Below are 20,800 nucleotides of genomic sequence, written 5' to 3'. Positions count from 1 at the left end.
GTTAGCGTATAAAAGGATCGAATTGATTAACGCTAACGAGCTGTCAACCGGCTAATGCCGGACCCCTCACGCTTAGTTTATTACGGGCAAAACGGGGCGCAACCAAGGCGAAATTGTAAACCGGAGGTTAAGCGAGCCTTCAGGGGGAGAGCTCGTTGACCACCGGCGCCGCATCGGCGGTGATGTCGGGGATGGCCGATGGCGTCGGCTGCTCCAGGCCCATGGCAGCGATCAGCTTGGCATTGTGGCCATAGACGTCGCCGAACGACTTGAGCGAGCCATCGGGTTGCACGCGCACAGTGAAGTAGGCGATGTGCACCGGGATCTGCTTATCCGGATTGACCCAGCGCTCGGCGGGACCAAACATGGCCTCGAGCGAGGCGCGGCTGATATTGGCCTCGTTGGCCATCAGCGCATCGGCGAACTCCATGGGGTTCTGAACGCGCACGCAGCCGTGGCTATAGGCGCGGAAGCTGCGCGAGAACAGCGACTTGGACGGCGTGTCGTGCAGGTAGACGTCGTGCTTGTTGGGGAACAGAAATTTGATCTGGCCCAGGGCATTGCCCGGTCCGGGACGCTGGCGCACGCGGAAGGGGAAGGTGTCGCCGACCACGCCCCAATTGACCTGCCAGGGGCTGACCACGTCGCCATTGTAGATCAGGTCCATGTTCTGGCTGTCGATATAGCCCGGATTGGCGCGCGTCTTGGGCGCGATCTCGCCCTTGATGATCGAGCTGGGGACGTTCCAATAGGGGTTCACAACGATGTGGCGGATGTTGTCGGAAAAGACCGGGGTCTGGTTCTTGACCGTGCCGACCACGACGCGGGTGGTGTATTCTTCGACGCCGTCGCGGCTGATGGCGAGACGATATTCGGGAATGTTGACGAGGACGTTGAAGGCGCCCAGTTCGCGCGGCATCCAGCGCCAGCGCTCCATATTGGCGATGATATCGGCACGCGTTACCGGAAGGCCGCCATTGAGCGCAGCCAGCGTGGCGGGACCCATGACGCCGTCGACATCAAGGTCGAGAGTGCCCTGGAAGGTCTTCATCGCCGCGACGAGAACGTCATCGTAAACAACGTCCTCGACAGGCGTAAGGCCCAGGCGCACACGCAGGGCCGGCACACGCGGGTCGCTCATGCCGGGCTTGAGCGTCTGGCCTTCGGCGATCGGGGTGGGGCGGTCGACATTGCTCTCGTCAAAGGTGGCGAGGGCCGCCTTGAGGGCGAGGAATTCGGGGTGGGTCGGCTCGAGCTTGGCCAGCACAGCGACAGGATCGGGGCTCGATGCCAGCTCGACCAGGAGCGTGGCCTCATCGAGCTTCTTGGGCTCGATATCGAGCAGTTCGTTGACCGAGCGGGGGGCGACACGGCCGGTATAGATATGGGTCGCGTAGCGCAGGGTGGCGCCGGAGAAAGCGGTCTCGAGCGCCGCCATCTTGAGCGGGTCACCCTTGGCGCCAGCCGGGTCGAGAGCGGGCGTCAGGTAATCGCTGGGACGAAGGCCCTCGCTTTCGGCGGCTTCGAAGAGCTTGAGGATCTTCTGGGCCGGCTCGGAAAAGGCGATGTCGCCATTGGGGGCTTCATCGAGCCAGATCGGCTCGAAATGGCGGGCGCCATAGAAGAAATAGAGCTTCTGGGCCTCCCCATAGGCGGCGGTGTCCTTGCGGGCGCCATAATAGGACGCCGACAGCCCGGCCTTGATGGTCTGAGCCAGCGGGCTCTGGGGCGGCGCGATGATCACCGGTCCGGCGGCGAGGCCGGCGGCATCCTGGGCCATCGCCGGCAAAGCGATTCCAGCGCCGAACAAGGCGGCGACGAGGCAGACCAGGACTTTGTTCATGTGAGCTCCATGCACGGCGTCGCAACAGCCAACCTGCCGGCCCGAAAAACCGGACTCAGCAAGACGCCCCCGCGCAGCAAATCAATACTCTGCAAACCTTAACGGGAACAATCGCTCTCAAAGTTGTGAGCAGGTTTTGTTGTGCCGCAGCAACGGTTGTGGTCGCAGCCAGGCCGCATCAAAGTCGCGCCAAACGCAATACTGTGTGGGGCGGCCGAGTTATGGTCGCACCGCGGCCCGGCAACCCCCAGTTGGGTTCTGAAACGCCTAAAACTTGACGGTGAGCCCGGCTGTGCCGGCAAGGCTGTAGCTGCCGCCGAAATTGACGAGACTTGTATTGACGCCAGCCTGGCCGTGGAGGGCGTACTTGTCGTCGCCCCAGGTGTACGTGCCGCCGACCCCTACGCCACCCCACAGATTATCCTGCGTGTTGACGAGTTGCACTCCGGCGAGGTTGGTCCTGCTATCGGGAAGGACGTCATAGTAGAGGTTGGCAATGCCATAAGCATGGATACGGCTGGTGTCGCCGGCTTCATCGATCCAGGCGTCCTGATAGTCGGCCGAAAGGCCCAGCCGGATGGTGAGATCATCGCCCTCGGCCAGTGAGACGGCGGCACCGAAGGCATCGGTGAAGCCACTGTACCTGACATCGGAATAGGTCAGCTGGGCCTGGGGTGTAATCGACCAGTTCTGGCCAAGCGCGATCTGCTGACCGGCCTCGACACCAAGGGCATAACCGAAACCGCCATTGCCCGAAACCAGACCGGTCGCGGCGGTTGAGGAAGCCAGTGCACTGTCATACCAGGTCAGGTTCGCCTGGGCATCGAGATAGAACCCACCCGAACCATACCAGGTCAGCGATCCACCCAGGCCATAGCCGGTGCTGCTGATCGAGCCGTTTCCGAACGGCGAAGTCACGTCACCGGCAATGGTGCCGTACCGCGCCGAAAGGCCCCCAACAAGGTTGCCAGCGTCGCCCGCATAGAGCTGTTGATCGGCACCGGCCTGCAATTGCCAGATGCCGACATCGAGGTCAGCACCGGTGGTGGAGAATTTGGAGCCCATGCTGGCGTGACGGCCGACAATGCGGCCCCAGATCCCGCTATTGGCGCCTGCTGCCGCAGGCACGGCACCCGTTTCAATCGTACCGGCCATCCAGGACCGGTTGCCGACGCGCTGCTGCAAGGTTTCAAGTTCATTGAAACTCTGTAGTGCCGTGACATAAGCCTCGTAGACAGGCGCCCCGGCCTGGTAAAGCGGTACCGTCGGGGTACCCCCATCGACTAAGGCCGACCGCAAATACCAGTCACCGTCGGCAGGCGTGCTGACGCCCCCTTGGTAAAGACGATAGGCATAAGCTCCGCCAACCACTGCGGGAGCCCCTTCGAAGGTATAGCTGCCAAGCAGCGTGAAATCGCCAGCGGACACGCCACCCACATTGACGATTTTTATGCCTTCATTGGTCTGCGCGCCGGCACCGCCGAGATTGATGACTCGAACATTGGTGCTGCCGGACGTATCGCCGGTCACCACCAGCAAGTCTGTGGACGAGCTGTCATCGCCAAGAACCGTCTCGATTTCGAGCGTACCGCCGTTGCCGACATAATTGCCTGCCACGGTAAGCGTCCCGATCGAATTGCCGGGTGCGATGGTGCCTCCGGCAAAGTTCGTCGCTGCCCCCACCTGGCCGGTACCCTGCAGTCGTCCGCCTATGGCCTCAATCGACCCGCCAAGCGTGCCATTGACCGAGAGAATGCCGTTATACACTCGCGAGACGCCCGACAGGCCGAAGCTGTTTGCACTAAGCGTGGTCTGGCCGGAGCCTACCTGCCAAACGCCACCCGTCCCGGCGATCGTTCCGCCGAAGGTCACCGCATCCGAGCGATTGAAGGCCAGCACGCCGCTATTGGCGACGTTCCCCACGATACTGCCGCTCTTCCCGCCATTGCCCAGCTGCAAGGTGCCGGCCGTGATTGTCGTGCCACCGCCATAGGTGTTGGCGCCGGTGAGCGTCAGCGTGCCCAGGCCATCCTTGGTCAGGCTGCCCGCGCCGGTCATGACAGGGGCAATGCCGATATTGTAGCCATTGGTGTCGATGATGCCGCCGCCGGCGCCAAGGGTAATCTGCTGAGCGCCATAGTTGCTGACGAAATCGGTATTGTTGCGGATGGCCCGGACGATGCCGCCATCGAGGGTGACATTTGCAGTGCCCATGCCGCCCCGGAAACCGCTGGTTTCCAGCACACCGCGCGCGCCTGGTGTGCCCAACACATTCAGCGTACCGCTGGCTGTCGCGTCAGAGATGCCCAGATAGACACCGGTTTTCGCATAGACCCGCCCGCCATCTGCGATGGTCATCGCGCCGACCCCGTAATTGCCCAGGGTAAGGTTGAAGCTGGTCATCTCCCAGCCCGAACCCGTGCCAGTCACCGTTACAGTGCCATTGCTGCCGGCTTCGGAGCCTACATAGCCCTGGTTGCTGGTGACGCTGGCCCAGTCTTCAATGCGCAGAACGCCTTCATCACCCCAACCGACCGTGAGCTGGCCCGCCATGGTCCAGGAGGCGCCCGAAGTCAGGAGTACTTCACCATGCTCATAAAGGCCGAGCACTGCATCATTGCTCGACAGAGTGGCGCCATCCGAGAGCTCGATATTGCCCTGTCCGTTAAAACCGACATTGACCCGCCCGGCAACCGCGACATGGCCCAATTCCGCAACATTGAGCGTTCCTGTCCCCGGATATCCGATGTTCAGATCTCGCCGAAGCGACCAGGTCGAAGCGTTGCCCGAACCATCCGCGCCTGTCACCGTCACGACACCGACGCCGCCCGCACTGGCACCTATATAGCCAGTTTCGCCGCTGACGAACCCGCCCGCCTCAATGTCAAGCGTCCCATTGCCAGACTGTCCAATGACAACGTCACCGAGATTGTCCCAGCGCGAATCCTGCCCCGAAACCGTCACCACGCCGACGCTGCCGACATCGAGCCCCACGTAGCCGGTGGCATTGGTCAACGTGCTGCCATTGAGAATGCTCAAGCTACCAGCACCGCTTACACCGATTTGCAAGTCAACACTGCCGTCTATGGCCGCAGGATTTGACGGTGTGCTATCGCCGCCAATCGACACTTGCGCCAATGCAGGCGAGAGCGTCGCTAGCGCGACAACGAATGGCGCTGTCGAAATGAGCAGGTACTGGCGGGACGACGAACCACCTTGGGGAAAACGGCTTCTCTGCATAGCAACCGAGCTAAAGCTTAATTCAGGCAATGTCTGAGCTTGCGAACATTATGCTTAATTATTCACTAATTCCCCGTCTCGGCGCTCAGCGAAGTCTGCTCCCATCATTGCTGAAGACGCGGATGTGAGCGGCCTCGATCGCGCATTCCACCTGCGCCGCTGTCTGGGACAGCCCGCGCTTCTCGACGACGACATTTTCACCTGCCGGGCCCCTAGCATAGACGAAATTGGTGGTGCCAAGATGCTCGACCACGTCGACCGTGAGCGTCAGGCGCGCATCGGGCGACACGCTGTCCATATGTTCGGGCCGAATGCCGATCTGTACGTCCTGGCCCGGCGACGGCGGCGCGGACAGGTGCGGCACGGGCAAGGTCTGGCCATCGGCAAGCAGGAATGCCGGTTTGCCATCGCGTTCCGAGACGGTTCCCTTGAAGAAATTCATGCGCGGGGAGCCCAGGAAGCCGGCGACGAAGGCATTGTCCGGGTCGGCGTAAAGCTGCAGCGGCGGGCCGGCTTGCTCGATTACCCCGGCGCGCATGACCACGATCGTGTCGGCCATGGTCATGGCTTCCGTCTGGTCATGCGTCACATAGATCATGGTGGTGCCCAGGCTTTTATGCAGCCTCGAAATCTCAACGCGCATCTGCACGCGCAGTTCGGCATCGAGGTTGGACAGGGGCTCATCGAACAGAAACACCTTGGGGTCCCGGACGATGGCCCGGCCGATGGCGACGCGCTGGCGCTGGCCACCTGAGAGCTGGGCGGGACGACGGTCGAGCAGGGGCGTGATCTGTAGAATGTCGGCGGCCTGGGCGACCCGTGCGGCGATTTCGGCTTTTGGCGTACCGCCCATGCGCAGACCGAACCCCATGTTCTCGCGCACGCTCATGTGTGGGTAGAGCGCATAGGACTGAAAGACCATGGCGATGCCGCGATCGGAAGGATCGACATCGTTGACAGGTTTGCCGCCAATACGCACCTCACCCGAGCTTGCCGTTTCGAGCCCTGCGATGATGCGCAAAAGCGTGGACTTGCCGCAGCCGGAGGGACCGACAAAGACGCAGAACGCGCCGTCCTCGACCTCCAGATGGGTGTCCCTGATCACTTCGTGCTTGTCGAAGCTCTTGCGGATGCCGACCAGTTGCAGATGTGCCATTGCGAGGTCCTTTCGGTCAGCGACCGCCGAAGCTGCCGGCCGTCAGGCCGGAAATGAAGGCCCGGTTGCCAAAGATGAAGATGATGAGCACCGGTGCGACGGCCAGGACGCTGCCGGTCATCAGCAGCGGCCAATCGGTATTGTACTGCCCCTGCAGGGTGGAGAGGGCCACGGTCACGGTCTGCATTTCCGGACGTGTCGTGGTGATCAGCGGCCACAGGAAGTTGTTCCACTGCGATACGAAGGCGAAGATGGCCAGCGCTCCAAGCGCCGGCCGCGCCAGAGGCAGGACGATGAAGAGGTAGATCCGCCAGTGCCCGCAATTGTCGAGCCGCGCTGCCTCCAGCAGTTCGCGCGGAATGGTCTTGAAATACTGGCGCAACAGGAAGGTGCCGAAACTGGAAAAGGCGAAGGGCAGGATGAGGCCCTGGTAGGTGTCGATCCAGCCGAGGGTTCGCACCAGCATGAAATTGGGAATGATGGTGACTTGGGGCGGGACCATAAGGGCGGCCAGATAGATCAGGAACACCGTCTCGCGCCCGCGGAAGGTCATGCAGGCAAAGGCATAGGCGGCCATCGAGCAGATGATGAGCTGCAGCACGGTGATGGCGAGCGTCACGATCACCGAATTGACGAAGGCCCTTCCAAAGGGAATGGCGAAGAAAATCTCAATGTAGTTCCGCCATTGCGGATCGGCGGTGAACACGGTGGGCGGATAGCGGAAGACTTCGGGATCAGGCTTGATCGAGGTCGTCAGCATCCAGGCAAAGGGGCCGACCGTGACCAGTGCGCCTACCAGCAGAAGCACGAATATCAACCAGTCGACCGGCTTGTTGCGCGCGGTGTCAGCCATAATGCACCCACCGGCTCTGCAGCCCGTATTGGACCAGGGTCATGATGAGCACGATTACAAACAGGACCATGGCCGCGGCGCTGGCATAGCCCATCTGATAGAACTGGAAGCCGTTCTGATAGATGTAATAGACCAGCGTGTTGGTGGCGTTGGCAGGCCCCGCCTGGGTCATGACAAAGACCAGTTCGAAAATCTGGAAGCTGCCGATGATCGAGATGATCAGCACGAAAAAGGTCGTGGGCGAGAGCAGGGGCAGGGTGATGAACCAAAAGCGCCGCCATCCCCTGGCCCCATCCATGGCGGCAGCATCGTAGAGATCGGCGCGAATGTTCTGGAGGCCGGCCAGGAACAGCACCATGGCATAGCCCAGATTCTGCCAGATCGAGACGATGATCACAGCCGGCATAGCCCATTGCGTCGATGCCAGCCAGCGCGGCACGTCGGTGATGCCTGCAAGGCTCAAAAACGCATTGATGAGGCCGAAATTGGCATTGAACAGCCAGGCCCAGACCAGGGCCGCGGCAATGGTCGACGTGACGACGGGCAGGAAATAGGCGATGCGGAAGAATGTCTGCCCGCGAATGCCGCGATTGAGGGCCAGAGCGCAGCCGAGCCCGAACAGCATCTGGATCGGCACCGAGAGGAGCACGAAGTAGGCCGTATTGCCCATGACGCGGGAGAAGATGGGGTCGCTGAGAAGCTTGCTGTAATTGCCCAGCCCGATGAACTGGGCCGGGTTGAACAGATCCCACTGGGTGAAGGATATGCCGAAGGCGGCAATTACCGGAATCGCCGTAAAGGTCAGGAAGAGAACGAGGCTTGGCAGCAGGAAAAGCCAAGCCGTCAGTTCATCCTTGCGCGCAAAAGCCGGTGTGCTCATTCCGCCTCTTCGACACCGAACATGCGCGCCGCGTTGCGGTAAAAGATCTGGTCCTGTTCGTCGGCGGTCAGACCCATGGTGTCAAAGGCCGCCTTCCAGCGAAGGATGTCGGCCTTCATGCGGCGGTGATCGCTGTCCGAGCCGTAGATGAGTTTGCGCGGGCTGATTTCCTTGCCGATATAGCCGCCCTCGACAATGTGGTTGTGCACCACGTCGCCGCCGGAAATGTCGAAATAGACCCGTGGCCGCCAACGCGCCACGGCCGACGAGGTGCGGTAGTCCGGCCAGCCCATATGGGCGCCGATGACGAAGAGTTCAGGGAAATAGAAGCCGATCGTATCGAGATAGATTGGCTGCATGCGCGCGCTGGAGTAACCGAAGGACTCGCGCTTCATCTGTCGGCTGAGGCGGGTGACGAGCTTTTCCTCGTCCTCGGTATTGGCGGCCGGTGGCGCCTTCCAGGCGTCTTCCTTGCTGCCTTCGAGGTAGTCCACCGGACCACCGAGAATGCCGGTATGGAAGAGGATGCGCAGGTCGCGCGCGGCCGCGGCCTCATAAAAGGGGAAATAGGCCGGGTCGTCGTAATTGCGCGACACGCCGGAAATCTTGATGCCGTGGAAGCCACGCTGGTAGAATTCTTCCACGAGCGACACCGGATCGTGGTCCAGTTCCAGTCGCCCCATGGCGACAACCAGGTCGGGCCGCGCTTCGAGCGCCTTGGACAGCTTGGCATTGCCGAGGCCGGGATTGGCGAGGAGCGCAACCTTAACGATGCCGGCATCCTCGCAGACCTCAGACAGTGTCTCCAGAAAGCCCGTTTCTGCATCGCGGGTGAACAGCTTTTCCCAAAAGCCATAGTGGACGTGGGCGTCGAAGACCCGCATGGGCATGCTCCCTGACAAAGCGAAATGAGGGCTGGGCGGCACCGGGCCGCCCAGTCTGATCGGTTACTGCGCCAAGCGCGCCTGAACGTCGGCGGTGATGCCGTCGATGGCGTCCTGCGCCTTGGCTTCGCCGGTCCACACCAGGTCGAGCGCCGGCTGGATGTAGAGATTGGTGATGTCCACATAGCCGGCGAATTGCGGGAAGAGCTTGCCGTACTCGCTCTCGGCCAGGAATACGTCGGCGAAGGGGGCCTTGAACGCGGCACGCACGGCATCGTTGCCGACCATGGCCGGTACGGCCGAGGCATTGGCCGAAGCAAAGGTGACCTGACCCGGCTCGCCGGCGAGGTAGGACAGGAAGTTCCAGGCGGCTTCCTTGTTCTTGCTGAACGCATTCATGGCGAAGCCGGCGCCGCCGAGACGGTTGGCGTGTATGCCGGTGCGCCCGGTTGGCAGGGGAGCAACCGCCCACTCGAAGCCCGCATCGGCGAAGGTGCCCAGGCGCGCAGCATTGGTGACGACCATCGCCACCTGCTCGCCGAGGAACAACTGGCTGGTGCCGCCGCTCTGCTGAAGCTCCTGGAAGCTGGGCATGACGTGATCGACGTTGATCATGTCACCCAGGAACTGGATCGCCTCGGTGGCCTCGGGCTTGTTCATGGTGAAGGTGGTCGGCTTGAGCGGATCGTCGAAGACGTCGCTGCCATTCTGGATGATCCAGCGCGGCCAGTCGTTGGATTCGGTGGCAAAGCCGTACATCGACACGCGGTTGCCATCGCGCCTGGTGAGCGCCAGGGCCGCCTCGCGCAGGTCGTCCCAGTCCCAGTCCGCCTGCGGATACGCGACGCCGGCGGCGTCGAAAGCGGCCTTGTTGTAGTAAAGTGCGTTGGTATCGTTGTCGCGGGCGATGGAGTAGAGCGCCCCATCCAGAGAGTGGATCGCCAGTGCCTCCTTATTGTACTGGTCGATCGGAAAACCGCTGTCGGCGATCCACTTGTCCAGGGGTTCGAGCTGGTTGCGCGCGGCATAGGCCGGCACATTGGTGATGAAGAACACGTCCGGACCCGCGCCGGCGGCCAACTGGGCATCGAGGCGGGTGAAATAGCCCGACCAGGGTGCATGCTGCACTTCTATGTCGATGCTGGGATTGGCCGCTTCGTAGTCAGCCACGATCTTTTCAAATGGCGGCAACTCCGCCGGATCGCCCCAATAAGCGAAGACCAGCTTTGTCTGATCCTGGGCCATACTCCCGACGGTCATCGCGAGCACGGTCGCGGCGGTCGCAAACAGCAATCTCTTCATTTTCGTTCCCTCAATGATTGACGACAAGGTCAGGCCGTGTCGCGGCCAGTTGGTGACGGAAAGCGTCCAGCGCCTCCGCTGTTGGGCACGCTCTTCCGCCGGTGGCTGTTGTGGACAGCGCCCCGCAGAACACGGCCAGTTGCACGGCCTCATCGAGGCGTGAGCCACGGACCAGGCCAAGCAGCAGGCCCGCGTTGAAACTGTCGCCGGCTCCGACCGTGTCCACGACGGACACCCGGGGTGAAGGGATGCTGAAACGGGACGATGCGCCGAAAACTTCAGCGCCGGCCTCGCCGCATTTAATGACGATGGTTGGCGCCAGTCGCGCGAGCCTGGTACCAGCCTCATCGATCGAGCCGGCACCGGTCAGCCGCAACGCTTCTTCGGCATTGGGTGAGAAAATATCGGCCTTGCGGATCAGGGTCTCGACCCCGGCAGTGTCGAGATCGAAGTCGCCGCCGCGGCAGTCGAGCAGCACTTTTGCGCCTCGTGCCCTTTGCGCCGCGACGAAGTCGATCCAGTCCGGCTCGAAACGGAATGTCTGCAATAGCCAGCTATTGTCGATGGTCTGGTAAAGCGCGGGCGCGGGTGGCGTCACGGCAGGACGGCTGAAGCTGATGAAGCCGCGTTCTCCCCCAGCGGCGTAAGCAACCGACACCCGCTGCACCGGCCGGTCGACCAGGGTGAAGGCTGATCCGTCAATGCCGTCAGCTGCCGCCATGTCCCGGACGTAGCGAGAGAAAAGGTCATTGCCGAAGGTATTGGCCCAGCGTGTTGCGACGCCCAGACGGGTTAGGGCCAAAGCCATGGTGTAGGTGCCGCCCGGCATGATGGCGAGGTCTTCCGCCATGTGTTCAGTGCCCATTCGCGGCGCCCCGTCGAGGCCGGCAAAAACCAGGTCGCAGAAATACTCGCCGGCGACCAGCACATCACACCGCGTCATGCCCGCCCCCATTCGCCGACATGGGCGGCGTGCGCACTAAGGTAGCGCTCAACGAGCGGTTGCGCCCGTGAATAGGATTGCACCAGCGGGTGCACGACCAGGGCATCGACGGCCAGTGAGCGGTCGCTGTCGCGAATGGCGGCAACGGTCATACGCTCATAGGTCTTGATGGTCTGGACCAAGGCGGCCTGCATCTGCGGCATCTCGCCGACATGCTGCGGATGCACGCCGTCGCTGTCGATGCGGCAGGTGATCTCCACCACGTCCTCGTCGCGCAAACCCGTAATGGCGCCGTTATTGCGGGTATTGAGGCCGGAGCGGATGGGAGCGCCACCGGCCAGGGCTCCAATAATGCCCAAGGCCACACCGGCATAGCCCTCGCCATCGTCGGCCGCCGGATGAACGGTGGGCGCTGCAATGCTGCCGGACTGGTTGGCTTTGGCCATATAACCGGCGCTGCGGCGGTGCTCGTAGTTGAAATAGACGTCGAGAGCGCGGGCAGGGTCCTGCGTCACGCCGGCCGCTTGAAGGTCCGGTAGTAGCCGGTCATTCAGGGCCTTGATCTCCTCGCCGCGCGTTTTGCCCGACTGCAGCGATTGCAGCGCCTTTTCGGCATAGTAGAAATAATAGAGGTATTCGTTGAGCCACATGCCCTGCCGGCGCACCACGTCATGGGCGAAGACGCGCTGGGCCGTGGTGTCCAGAAAGCGGTCGTCGGCCAGCGCTTCAGGCAGCACATCGCGGCCATTGAGCAAGGCGCGACGGGTGAAGGACAGGTGGTTGAGGCCAAAGAGATCGGCGTCGATGGCCTGATCGGGGACATCGAACCACCTGGCCAGCGCGCGCTGCGCGCCATTGGCGCTGTCGCAAATTCCGATGACTTTGACAAAACCGGCATCATGCAGCGCCTGGGTGACCAGGCCCGCCGGATTGGTGAAATTCATCAGCCAGGCATCGGGGCAGTATTCGGCCATCTGCCGCGCATAATCGAGAATGACCGGGATAGAGCGCAAGGCCATGGCAAAGCCGCCGGCGCCTGTGGTTTCCTGTCCCAGAACGCCGATATCGAGCGCTATGCGTTCGTCGGTGATCCGCCCCTCGATGCCGCCGGGCCGGATCGTGGTAATGACGAAGTCGGCGCCGGTCAGAGCCTGGCGGCTGTCGGTTGTCATGGTGATGCGGGTGGGGCTGCCTTGCTGGCGCGCCAGTTCGACCGCCAGAGCGCCGAAAGTCTCGAGCCCGCTTTCGGGCAGGTCCATGAGGCAGAGCTCATCGAGGCCGAGCGCTTTTGCGCGCCGCAAAGCGGACTGGACGAACAAGGGGGCCCTCACCCCGCCGCCTCCAATCAACGCCAGCTTCATCAGCAGCCTCCCCAGCTCGCTATAACTGGATATAACCAGCTATAGTTGGGCTAGTAAAGGAACAAAATTGGCGTATAGGAAAGGGGCTTAGAAATCCTGTTCTGTGGACGCGAGGCAGGCAGAACCCATGTTTGAAGCGGTCAGTCGCGACAATCCGCTCCCGCTTTACAAGCAGGTGAAGTCCCATATTTTCGAGATGCTTTACGGCGGCACGGTTCCCGCCAATGGCAAAGTGCCGTCCGAGCGTGAGCTTGTCGATGCGCTGGGCGTCAGTCGGATTACCGTGCGCCAGGCACTCAAGGAACTGGTTTCCGAGGGCCACCTGACGGCGCAGCCCGGCAAGGGTTTTTATGCGACGGGCGGCGGTGCGCCGCAGGGCTACGAGCTCGAACTGCTGCGCAGCTTCACCGAAACGGCCATCGCCCACAATCAAAGGCCCGGTTCGCGCATTCTCGAGGTCGCGCGCATCCGCGCTGACGAAGAGATTGCCCGTGCCCTGCGGCTGACGCATGACAGGACCGTCACCTCGCTGCGACGCCTCCGATTGCTCGACGGCGAGCCGGTTGCCATCGGGCATGACTGGGTTCCGCTCGACCTGGCGCCAAACCTGGCCGAGCTGGATTGGTCGGTTGATAACCGATCGCTTTATGCGGAACTGCGCGATCGATATGGCCTGGTACCGCATGGGGGGCGCACGGTGCTCAGCGCCTCCAATGCCGATCCGGACGATGCCGCGCTCCTCAAGCTCGAAGGCGCCACCGCCGTGCTGAACGTCTTCCAAGTCGCCTTCGACGCTCTTGGACGACCGATCAACGTGACTCGGTCGCTCCATCACCCACAAAAATACCCGCTCGAGCTCGAGCAAATGAAACCGGGTATCTACTCGCCCCCAGGATCCGCTGAGCGGCCGTAGGCACAAGGCCGCCAGCACCCCCAAACTGCTGATACTGCCGGCGCCGGGGTGCTGCCTCAATAGTCGCTGGCGCGAGTGTGGCGATCTTAACTTGACAATGAAGTCATTAATTCTGGTGCCAAGCTGCTATCGGCTGGCATGCGGGGGCCGTGGTCGGCGCCGGCTATCTGCTGGTCGTGGATGTCGCCGCCCGCATGCTGTTCCGGCCGGCCGAAATCTCCACCGGCATCGTCACCGCTCTGATTGGCGCGCCAATTTTCATCTATCTCACCCGCAAGCGGGCACACTGATGAGCACCGCTGTCGCCTATCGCTGGCATGTGCTGCGTCTGTTCGGCGAGCGGATCGCCCTGCGCCTGCCGGTGGCAGCTTTGGCCTGGCTCACGGGCCGCGACTTCGTGCCTTTCGAGGCCAAATGAACGGCGTAGGCAGCAAGTCTTCTGCCGAACCATGACCCGGAGTGCGGCGCTTGGGGCGCCGCGCGACGAGGACAGGACGATCACGGCGTCCCGTTGTCGTCCTGTCCTAGGCCGCGGCGTTGTCGCTGTTGAGGCCGGTGATCATCGACACGATCTCGTTCTTGTCGGTCACCGCGGTGGTGCGGACGCCGATCTGCTTGCCGCGGCGCAGCACGCAGATGCGGTCGGCGAGGCGGAATACCTGGTCGAGGCTGTGGCTGATGATCAAGACGCCGATATTGCGCGCCTTGAGCGCGGCTACGATGGTCTCGACCTTGGCGGTTTCGGCCACGCCGAGTGCGGCCGTTGGCTCATCCAGCAGGATCAGCTTCTTGGCCCAATGGGTGGCGCGGGCAATTGCTACGCCCTGACGCTGCCCACCCGAGAGGTCGCGAATGGTGGCGTGCGGCGAGGGGATGCGCACGTCGAGCTCGTCGACCAGCCGCTGCGTCTCAGCGATCATCGCCTTGCGGTCGAGTTGCCCGAGCGGTCCCTTGGTCAGCTCCCGGCCGAGGAACAGGTTCATGTAGACTGACTGCTGCTCGGCCAATGCCAGGTCCTGATAGACCACCTCGATGCCATTCTCGCGTGCCTTGGTTGCGCTCGACATGGCCACATGCGCGCCGTCGATGACGATGTCGCCCGAGGTCGGCGTATAGACACCGGAGATGATCTTGATCAGTGTCGACTTGCCGGCGCCATTGTCACCCACCAGAGCGACGATTTCGCCCGGGGCGATGGCGAGGCTGAAATCCTCGATGGCGACGACGCCGCCAAAGCTCTTGCGGATGTTGCTGAGGGCCAGAACCGGCGCCGTTTGAGACTGGGTCATCTTGGCTCCTAGACCGGCCAGGCTTCGGCATGACCGAAGCTGTTTTCGATGGTTTCGACTTTCGGATTGCCGGTCGATATGCCGGACACGCCCACGACATAGGCGCGGGTCACGAAGGCCTGGCCCCGGAAACCGAATACGGCGGTGTCGCCCGGCTCCGGCACGCGGGCGGTGTTGGCGTCGATCATCGCGTAATAGTCGATGGCCGCCGGGGGCGGGATTTCGACATCGAGCAGCGCCCGCGCATCGGTGGTCGGTTCGCGCGAAACGATGGCCTTGACCGGATAGTCCGGAAACACCGGATCGATATAGAAGCCGCCGCCAAAGCAATAGGCCTTGCCGCCCGAGAGGTGCGACACCTCGGTGAGGTAGAGCACCGCCGGTAATTCCGGCAGGTCTTCCACTGCGTGCAGGGCCGTCGTGCCATGGAGCCCATTGCCCGGCTCGCATTGCGTTGCACCCGCCGCGGCCAGCGCCCCCAGCAGCACCGACGAGGTGGTGCCGGGTGCATTGACCTCGATATCGCTACGACCGGCACGACGCAGCGCCTCGGCCGTGCGCGTGAGTGTCGCCAGGTTCGGTGTCGGCTTCACCTTGCGGCTGGTCTGATCGAACAGCAGCGCCGGGAAGGTGGTTATGCCGGCAAAGCGACCGCCCTCCAAATGGTCCATCGCGTCAGCGACGGCCACGATATCGTCGGCATCGAAACCGCCCTCATGTCCGCGATAGAAGGTGTCGCCATCGGCCTTGATCCGCGCCAGCAGGTTTTGCACGCGGCCGGACTTGCGCGCTCCAGCCGCCGCCTCGGCGGCCTTGGTGGCGTTGAATACCGTCCAGTAATCCGGGCGCAGCGTTGCCGCCGCCGCATCGGCCTCAAACCGCGCCACCTGCGACAGGTGCCCGAGATGGCCAACCTTCATGCCCGCACCATGCGTGGCGCGGGCGCAGGCCATGTCGACGGCCACCGATTTGGCAATGCCGCCCGCCATGACGGCGCGGCAGAAGCTTGAAGAGCGGCCGACCTGCTTGGTCATGGCGTAAATCTTGAGGCCATGCCGATCGGCCTCGTCCTTGAGAACCTTCGCATTGGCGATCACTGCATCAAGGTCGAGCACATAGGCATTGGCCGGGATGCGGCCCTGCTGGTGCAGTGCCATGGCGGCTTCGATGAAGCGCGGGTTGCGGCGGCGCAGAACGTCGAGAAACATGATGGCTCCTTCAGCGCGCGGTTTCGCGCAGCGACACGGCTACGGCGACGAGAATGATGAGGCCGCGCACGATCATCTGGTCGGAAACGGAGAGGCCCATCAGGATGAGCCCGTTATTGAGCAGGCCCATCATCAGCGAGCCGACAAGCGCACCAATGATCGAGCCCTTGCCGCCATTGAGCAGCGTGCCGCCGACGATGACCGCGGCGATGACCGTCATCAGGTCGGTCTCGCCCAGCGTATACTTGGCGGCCTGCAGGCGGCCCGAATAGAGCAGGCCGGCGAGACCCGCCATGGCGCCGCTGATGAGGAATACCGCGAGGCGTACGCGCGGCACCTTGATGCCGCTGACCATGGCTGCCCGGGAATTGTCGCCAGTTGCCAGCACATGGGCGCCAAAGCGTGTCTGTCGAAAGGCGAAATGGCCGATGGCAATCGCGGCGATGGTCCAGATGACCAGCGACGGAATGCCGAAAAGTGAGCCGGAGCCGAAAATGCCGGTGAACAGCGGGTCGGTCACCGGGATCGAGCGCAATTGCGTCAGCGAGCGCGCCACGCCGGCAAACAGTCCCATCGTCGCCAGCGTCACCAGAAACGATGGCAGCCGCAGATAGGCAACCAGGATGCCGTTAACGAGCCCGATCGCCAGCCCCGCCCCGAGACCTGCGGCCACTCCGATGAAGAGCCCGGCCTGCGGCACGGCGGCCATGGCCATGGCGGCGCATAGCGCCGACACTGCGACCGTGGACCCGATCGAGAGGTCGATATCGCCAGCGGAAAGCGCGAAGACCAGGCCGATAGCCATGATCGTCGCCGGCGCCGTCTGTAGCACGATATTGATGAGGTTGCGCGATGTCAGGAAGCCGCTGTCGCGCAGCACGACCGCGAAAAAAACGAAAATGACGACGAAGCCGACATAGACCACATATTGCTGCAGGTTGAGGCTCGTGAGCCGGGTCCGGAACGACGGCGTAGGATCGGTGGCGGTCTGTGGCGCAGCCATGGCGAACTCCTTGGAGAGGCCGGGCGGGAACTTCTTGCCCCCGCCCGCAGGTATTACTGACCGAGCACCGAAGCCGGGGCGTCGCGATGCAGCGACTGCTGCCAGCCTTCGGCAACATTGGCGGCGGTGACGGTGAGGGCAGGGGCGACGACGAAGGCCGGCACGTCCTCGCCGAGCAGGCCCTTGAGGCCGGCAGCGGCCATGGCGCGGCCCAGCTCATAGGCTTCGTCGGCAACCAGACCCACCACATTGCCGCCCTTGACCATGTCGAGCGCCACCGGCTCGGACAGGTCGAGCGTCACGATCTTGGTTTCGGTATTGCCGGCACCGCGCAGGGCAGCCAACACGCCTTCGGCAGGCTCGGCCCAGGTCACGTAGATGCCGTCGAGATCGGGGTTCTGCAGCAGCATGGCGCTGGCCAGTTCCTCGGCGCGTGCCGGATCGGAAATGCCCTGTTCAGCAACGATCTTGATGCCGGGATAGTCGGTCTCGATCGTGGTCTTGAAGGCCTGGTCGCGCTGGTTGGTCACGTAATAGGCCGCATCGTGGAAGATGTAGCCCACCTCGCCCTCGCCGCCGATGGCGCTGGCCAGCGTATCGGCTGCCTGCTTGCCCATCTGGAACAGGTCGTCGGTGACGATGGCGGCATAATCCGTACCGTGCACATAGTCGGCAGGCAGGTTGGACAGGAATACCAGCTCCACGCCCGAAGACACCGCCTCGCGGAAGGCCTCGGCCGACGTCACCGGGTCAAGCGGCAGCGACAGGATCACGTTTGGCGAAGCCGCCAGCGCCGTTTCGATATCCGAGCGCTGCTTGGCTGCGTCGAAACCGGCATCGGTGGTCACGACCACTTCCACACCGGCGCGGGCGAACTCGTCCTTGGCGCCGGCCGACACGGCGTTGATGAAGTCCGACGAGGTGTGCCAGAGCAGCGCCGCCTTGTAGCCCTTGCCGGTCAGCGCGGTGATGTCGGTATCGCTGAGCGCGACTTCGGAGGAGGGTGTCGCGGTCTCGCCATTCGGCCCGACGGTCTGGGCCTGCGCAGCGATGGGGCCAAGGAGTGTTGCAGCCAGCAGAGCCGCCGCCAATGTACGTGTGGTTTTCATGTTCAGTCTCCCTTGAAGATACAGTTCCCTACGATTGGTCTTCCACGCCGCAATAGCGGGCGATGAAGCTGGCAAAGGCGACGATCCCGGCGAGGTATTCCTCGACGCTGACGCGCTCCTCGAATGTGTGGCAGTTCCGGATGTCGCCCGGCGCGCAGTAGACCGTCGGTATGCCCAGGCGATTGACCAGGAATGGGCTTTCCGACCAGAACGGCGCGCCCTCCAGCGCACCACGGCCGGGCATTGCGGCGGCGACCGCCGTGCTGAGTTCGGCCACAGCCGGGTGGCCGGTGTCGACCTCGGCCGCCGTGCCGCCCAGCGGATGATCGCGCCCCGCCGGATAGTTGATGGAGACGCTGATCGCCGGATCGGCGACCGCTCCACGAATAACCGTCTCGAGCTCCGCCGCTGCGGCATCGAGTGACTCGCCGGGCAGGAGTTTGCGGATCAGCGACAATGTGCAGGCCTCTGGCACCGCGATGAAACCACCACCGGTCAGCGTCGTAATCAGCAGAAAGCCACGTCCGATCAGCGCGTGCTCAGCTCGACTGGCGACTTGATCGGAATGCGCCCACAGCGCCGACATGATGGCGTGGCTGGCCTTGAGGGCGTCATGGCCCAGCTCCGGCACGCCGAAATAGGCCGACTTTCCGGTCACCGCGATATCGGCGATGAAAAAACCGATCTGCGCCGGATAGACCGCCAGCCGGGTCGGCTCGACATAAACACAGAAGTCGGGCCGGCCAACGCTGCCGGCCTCGATGCGTGCCACGTAATCCTTGATCCCTGCCGATACGCCGCTGCCCGGCTGGCCGCTTTCCTCGTCGCCGACAAAGGCAAAGGCGACGTCGCCCTTGAGCTTGATACCGGCGCGGTCGAGCAGTGTCAGCGCGGCGAGGCTGGTGCAGATTCCCGCCTTGAGGTCACCCGCGCCGCGACCCCAGATTTCACCATCGATAACGGGCGCGCCAAACGGATCCTCGCGGAGATCGCCGGCCCAGTGCTCACGCCAGCCATCAACATGCACCGTATCGGTGTGGCCGATAAACTGCAGCCGGGGCCCGCCACCCGAGCCCGCCCGATGCCCCCAAACATTGGGGCGTCCGGGCGCGAATTCCGCCGTCTCGACACCGGCCAGACCGCGCTGGCGCATCTGCGTTTCAAGGTAGCCGACGACATTGGCCTCATTGCCGGTAATGCTGTTCTTGCCGATGGCGCCGCGCAGCAGGGTGACAGCATCGTCGCGGTCCAGCGCCGCCCAAAGCCGCTCCTGAAGTTCGGGTAGCGCGCTCACAGCAGCACCTCGCGCATGGAAACGGCATTGGCCGGCGGCAGTGAAATGCGCGCTTCCGGGCTGTCGGCGCCAAACAGGGCATTGTGCAAATGGCTGAGCCCGATCGCCGCCGCGCCGACTAGCGCCGCGTGATTGCCCAGTACGCTGGCCTCGATCTGTACGGGATAGGGGAAGCACAGGGGCAGCACCTGCCGCACCCGCTCCACCATCTCCGGCCGCGCGCCGATCGATCCACCCAGGATCACCTTTTCGGGGTTGGCGATGGCTGCAATTGCGCCGATGCCGCGCGCCAGATAGCGCGCCGTTTCGTCGAGTACCGTCACCGCATGGGCGTCGCCCGCATTGGCGCGCTCGAATATAGCCGGAACCGTCGCGTCGTGTCCCGCCAGTTCACGGTACCGGGCCGCGATGCCAAGCGAGGCCACCTTGCGTTCATAAGCGCCGGCCCGCAGCGATTCCGGCTCGAACGGATCGGCGCCGAACGGCAGAAAGCCGAGTTCGCCGGCGGCATTGGTCGCGCCGCGCACCAACTGGCCATTGAGCATGAGCCCGCCGCCAATGCCGGTTCCCAGCGCGATAAAGGCTAGATTGTCGATGCCCTGGCCAGCGCCGAGCCAGCTTTCCCCCAGTACGGCCAAGTTGACGTCATTTTCCAGCATGACGTCGAAACCCAGCGCGCTCTCCAGCGCTCCGGCGACGTCCATCTGGTCGAAGCCGGCAATATTCGGTGCGAGCAGGACGCGCCCCGTCGTGGCTTGAGGTGCGCCAGGTGCGCCGACAACGGCGATCCGCAGCTTGTCGCGCGGAACATCGCCTTTCTCGGCCACCCGCCAGCACAGGGCCGCAATCTGCTCGATCACGGCTTTTCCGCCGGCAGCATGCGTTGGCTCGCTGTCCTCGGCGAAGACGTGGCTGGACAGATCGCAGATGGCGACACGAACCTTGGTGCCACCCAGATCGACGGCCACGATATAGCCAGCGGAGGGTACCAGCTCGTAGGTGACTGCCGAACGGCCGACGTGGCCGCTGGTTCGCCCGGTCTCGCGCACCCAGCCCTCATCTTCGAGCTGCCGCACGATTTCTGAGATCGTCTGCTTAGACAGTCCCGTTTGTTTAGCAATCGAGGCGCGCGATACCGGACCGCCTTGCACGATCACTTCCATCACGGATCGCAGCGAAAACTGACGCGATATGCGATTCGACTGGCTCACGCTGTGCTTCCTATTAGTTCGGTCATATACCGAACTAATAGAGAAAGCTGAAACATGTCAAGCGGCGGGCGTCGCTACCTCAACTGCTGGCGCAGATTTGAGCTGGAGCACTTGTCAGCACCGCCTGCGATCCGGATCATCAGCGTTAAGTTGACAACTCTGGTCACCAATAATAGGAAATCAGACTATCTTACTCATATTATCGTAGAGTGAGCAGGCTGGAGAAGGTGAATGAGCGGGTTGGCTGGTAGGTGCAAGTGGGTGGGGGCTGGTATGGTTGCGCTTACCCTCGTCGGAACCGCCTTGGCGCA

General features: G+C 63.0%; 18 protein-coding genes. 3 read left to right on the top strand and 15 right to left on the bottom strand.

Annotation, left to right across the window (positions count from 1 at the left end):
* Positions 1 to 139: 139 nt before the first annotated feature.
* The 9 genes from MF606_RS17390 to MF606_RS17350 all read right to left on the bottom strand — a co-directional run bounded on the left by MF606_RS17390 (position 140) and on the right by MF606_RS17350 (position 12,462).
* Complete coding sequence (locus MF606_RS17390) at positions 140 to 1,843, bottom strand: L,D-transpeptidase family protein (RefSeq protein ID WP_240230598.1); 1,704 nt, start codon at positions 1,841 to 1,843, stop codon at positions 140 to 142.
* A 267-nt stretch (positions 1,844 to 2,110) separates the two neighbouring features.
* The gene (locus tag MF606_RS17385) at positions 2,111 to 5,083 is read right to left on the bottom strand and encodes an autotransporter family protein (protein ID WP_476728693.1); all 2,973 of its coding nucleotides are present in this window, start codon (positions 5,081 to 5,083) and stop codon (positions 2,111 to 2,113) included.
* Positions 5,084 to 5,168: 85 nt separating this feature from the next.
* A complete protein-coding gene (locus MF606_RS17380) occupies positions 5,169 to 6,239 on the bottom strand; it encodes an ABC transporter ATP-binding protein (protein WP_240230596.1) in 1,071 nt (356 codons plus the stop codon).
* A gap of 16 nt (positions 6,240 to 6,255) precedes the next feature.
* Positions 6,256 to 7,092 carry a carbohydrate ABC transporter permease gene (locus tag MF606_RS17375; RefSeq protein WP_240230595.1) on the bottom strand — a complete coding sequence of 279 codons (837 nt, stop codon included), beginning with the start codon at positions 7,090 to 7,092 and terminating at the stop codon, positions 6,256 to 6,258.
* Positions 7,085 to 7,972, bottom strand: coding sequence for a carbohydrate ABC transporter permease (locus tag MF606_RS17370; RefSeq protein WP_240230594.1), 888 nt, complete (start codon positions 7,970 to 7,972; stop codon positions 7,085 to 7,087). Before MF606_RS17370 ends, MF606_RS17375 begins: the two co-directional genes overlap by 8 nt.
* Entirely contained in the window at positions 7,969 to 8,856 is an 888-nt protein-coding gene (locus tag MF606_RS17365) for an amidohydrolase family protein (RefSeq protein ID WP_240230593.1), read from the bottom strand. The genes MF606_RS17370 and MF606_RS17365 overlap by 4 nt, the downstream gene beginning before the upstream one ends.
* Positions 8,857 to 8,919: 63 nt before the next feature.
* Positions 8,920 to 10,158, bottom strand: a complete 1,239-nt coding sequence (locus MF606_RS17360; protein WP_240230592.1) for an ABC transporter substrate-binding protein — start codon at positions 10,156 to 10,158, stop codon at positions 8,920 to 8,922.
* 10 nt (positions 10,159 to 10,168) lie between these two features.
* Positions 10,169 to 11,101, bottom strand: a complete 933-nt coding sequence (locus tag MF606_RS17355) for a carbohydrate kinase family protein (protein WP_240230591.1) — start codon at positions 11,099 to 11,101, stop codon at positions 10,169 to 10,171.
* Positions 11,098 to 12,462, bottom strand: a complete 1,365-nt coding sequence (locus MF606_RS17350) for a family 4 glycosyl hydrolase (protein WP_240230590.1) — start codon at positions 12,460 to 12,462, stop codon at positions 11,098 to 11,100. The genes MF606_RS17355 and MF606_RS17350 overlap by 4 nt, the downstream gene beginning before the upstream one ends.
* 127 nt (positions 12,463 to 12,589) lie before the next feature.
* Here MF606_RS17350 and MF606_RS17345 point away from each other — a divergent pair, with 127 nt between their 5' ends.
* The 3 genes from MF606_RS17345 to MF606_RS21650 all read left to right on the top strand — a co-directional run bounded on the left by MF606_RS17345 (position 12,590) and on the right by MF606_RS21650 (position 13,793).
* The gene (locus tag MF606_RS17345; RefSeq protein ID WP_240230589.1) at positions 12,590 to 13,375 is read left to right on the top strand and encodes a GntR family transcriptional regulator; all 786 of its coding nucleotides are present in this window, start codon (positions 12,590 to 12,592) and stop codon (positions 13,373 to 13,375) included.
* A 149-nt stretch (positions 13,376 to 13,524) separates the two neighbouring features.
* Entirely contained in the window at positions 13,525 to 13,665 is a 141-nt protein-coding gene (locus tag MF606_RS17340) for an iron chelate uptake ABC transporter family permease subunit (protein ID WP_240230588.1), read from the top strand.
* Positions 13,665 to 13,793: a hypothetical protein gene (locus MF606_RS21650; RefSeq protein ID WP_275693097.1), complete on the top strand. Its 129-nt coding sequence runs from the start codon at positions 13,665 to 13,667 to the stop codon at positions 13,791 to 13,793. The genes MF606_RS17340 and MF606_RS21650 overlap by 1 nt, the downstream gene beginning before the upstream one ends.
* A 106-nt stretch (positions 13,794 to 13,899) precedes the next feature.
* Here MF606_RS21650 and MF606_RS17335 read toward each other — a convergent pair whose 3' ends face one another.
* The 6 genes from MF606_RS17335 to MF606_RS17310 are packed head-to-tail and all read right to left on the bottom strand — an operon-like array spanning position 13,900 to position 20,489.
* Positions 13,900 to 14,664 carry an ATP-binding cassette domain-containing protein gene (locus MF606_RS17335; protein WP_240230587.1) on the bottom strand — a complete coding sequence of 255 codons (765 nt, stop codon included), beginning with the start codon at positions 14,662 to 14,664 and terminating at the stop codon, positions 13,900 to 13,902.
* 8 nt (positions 14,665 to 14,672) lie between these two features.
* Entirely contained in the window at positions 14,673 to 15,872 is a 1,200-nt protein-coding gene (locus tag MF606_RS17330; RefSeq protein ID WP_240230586.1) for an alanine racemase, read from the bottom strand.
* A gap of 10 nt (positions 15,873 to 15,882) precedes the next feature.
* Positions 15,883 to 16,875: an ABC transporter permease gene (locus MF606_RS17325; protein WP_240230585.1), complete on the bottom strand. Its 993-nt coding sequence runs from the start codon at positions 16,873 to 16,875 to the stop codon at positions 15,883 to 15,885.
* A gap of 53 nt (positions 16,876 to 16,928) precedes the next feature.
* On the bottom strand, positions 16,929 to 17,984 hold the full coding sequence (locus MF606_RS17320) for a substrate-binding domain-containing protein (RefSeq protein ID WP_240230584.1): 1,056 nt from the start codon (positions 17,982 to 17,984) through the stop codon (positions 16,929 to 16,931).
* A gap of 28 nt (positions 17,985 to 18,012) precedes the next feature.
* On the bottom strand, positions 18,013 to 19,278 hold the full coding sequence (locus MF606_RS17315; protein ID WP_240230583.1) for a M20 family metallopeptidase: 1,266 nt from the start codon (positions 19,276 to 19,278) through the stop codon (positions 18,013 to 18,015).
* Positions 19,275 to 20,489 (bottom strand): ROK family transcriptional regulator, encoded by a 1,215-nt coding sequence (locus MF606_RS17310; RefSeq protein ID WP_240230582.1) that lies wholly within the window; start codon positions 20,487 to 20,489, stop codon positions 19,275 to 19,277. Before MF606_RS17310 ends, MF606_RS17315 begins: the two co-directional genes overlap by 4 nt.
* Positions 20,490 to 20,800 lie beyond the last annotated feature (311 nt).

Source organism: Devosia lacusdianchii (genome assembly GCF_022429625.1).
In the GTDB taxonomy this organism is placed as follows: domain Bacteria; phylum Pseudomonadota; class Alphaproteobacteria; order Rhizobiales; family Devosiaceae; genus Devosia; species Devosia lacusdianchii.
Note: the sequence above shows the minus strand (reverse complement) of the source record. Positions and strands in the feature narration are given on the sequence as shown.

Excerpts from the sequence above, each read along its gene's own strand:
- MF606_RS17390 (WP_240230598.1), bottom strand. The coding sequence starts at position 1,843 with ATGAACAAAGTCCTGGTCTGCCTCGTCGCCGCCTTGTTCGGCGCTGGA.
- MF606_RS17385 (WP_476728693.1), bottom strand. The coding sequence starts at position 5,083 with ATGCAGAGAAGCCGTTTTCCCCAAGGTGGTTCGTCGTCCCGCCAGTAC.
- MF606_RS17380 (WP_240230596.1), bottom strand. The coding sequence starts at position 6,239 with ATGGCACATCTGCAACTGGTCGGCATCCGCAAGAGCTTCGACAAGCAC.
- MF606_RS17375 (WP_240230595.1), bottom strand. The coding sequence starts at position 7,092 with ATGGCTGACACCGCGCGCAACAAGCCGGTCGACTGGTTGATATTCGTG.
- MF606_RS17370 (WP_240230594.1), bottom strand. The coding sequence starts at position 7,972 with ATGAGCACACCGGCTTTTGCGCGCAAGGATGAACTGACGGCTTGGCTT.
- MF606_RS17365 (WP_240230593.1), bottom strand. The coding sequence starts at position 8,856 with ATGCGGGTCTTCGACGCCCACGTCCACTATGGCTTTTGGGAAAAGCTG.
- MF606_RS17360 (WP_240230592.1), bottom strand. The coding sequence starts at position 10,158 with ATGAAGAGATTGCTGTTTGCGACCGCCGCGACCGTGCTCGCGATGACC.
- MF606_RS17355 (WP_240230591.1), bottom strand. The coding sequence starts at position 11,101 with ATGACGCGGTGTGATGTGCTGGTCGCCGGCGAGTATTTCTGCGACCTG.
- MF606_RS17350 (WP_240230590.1), bottom strand. The coding sequence starts at position 12,462 with ATGAAGCTGGCGTTGATTGGAGGCGGCGGGGTGAGGGCCCCCTTGTTC.
- MF606_RS17345 (WP_240230589.1), top strand. The coding sequence starts at position 12,590 with ATGTTTGAAGCGGTCAGTCGCGACAATCCGCTCCCGCTTTACAAGCAG.
- MF606_RS21650 (WP_275693097.1), top strand. The coding sequence starts at position 13,665 with ATGAGCACCGCTGTCGCCTATCGCTGGCATGTGCTGCGTCTGTTCGGC.
- MF606_RS17335 (WP_240230587.1), bottom strand. The coding sequence starts at position 14,664 with ATGACCCAGTCTCAAACGGCGCCGGTTCTGGCCCTCAGCAACATCCGC.
- MF606_RS17330 (WP_240230586.1), bottom strand. The coding sequence starts at position 15,872 with ATGTTTCTCGACGTTCTGCGCCGCCGCAACCCGCGCTTCATCGAAGCC.
- MF606_RS17325 (WP_240230585.1), bottom strand. The coding sequence starts at position 16,875 with ATGGCTGCGCCACAGACCGCCACCGATCCTACGCCGTCGTTCCGGACC.
- MF606_RS17320 (WP_240230584.1), bottom strand. The coding sequence starts at position 17,984 with ATGAAAACCACACGTACATTGGCGGCGGCTCTGCTGGCTGCAACACTC.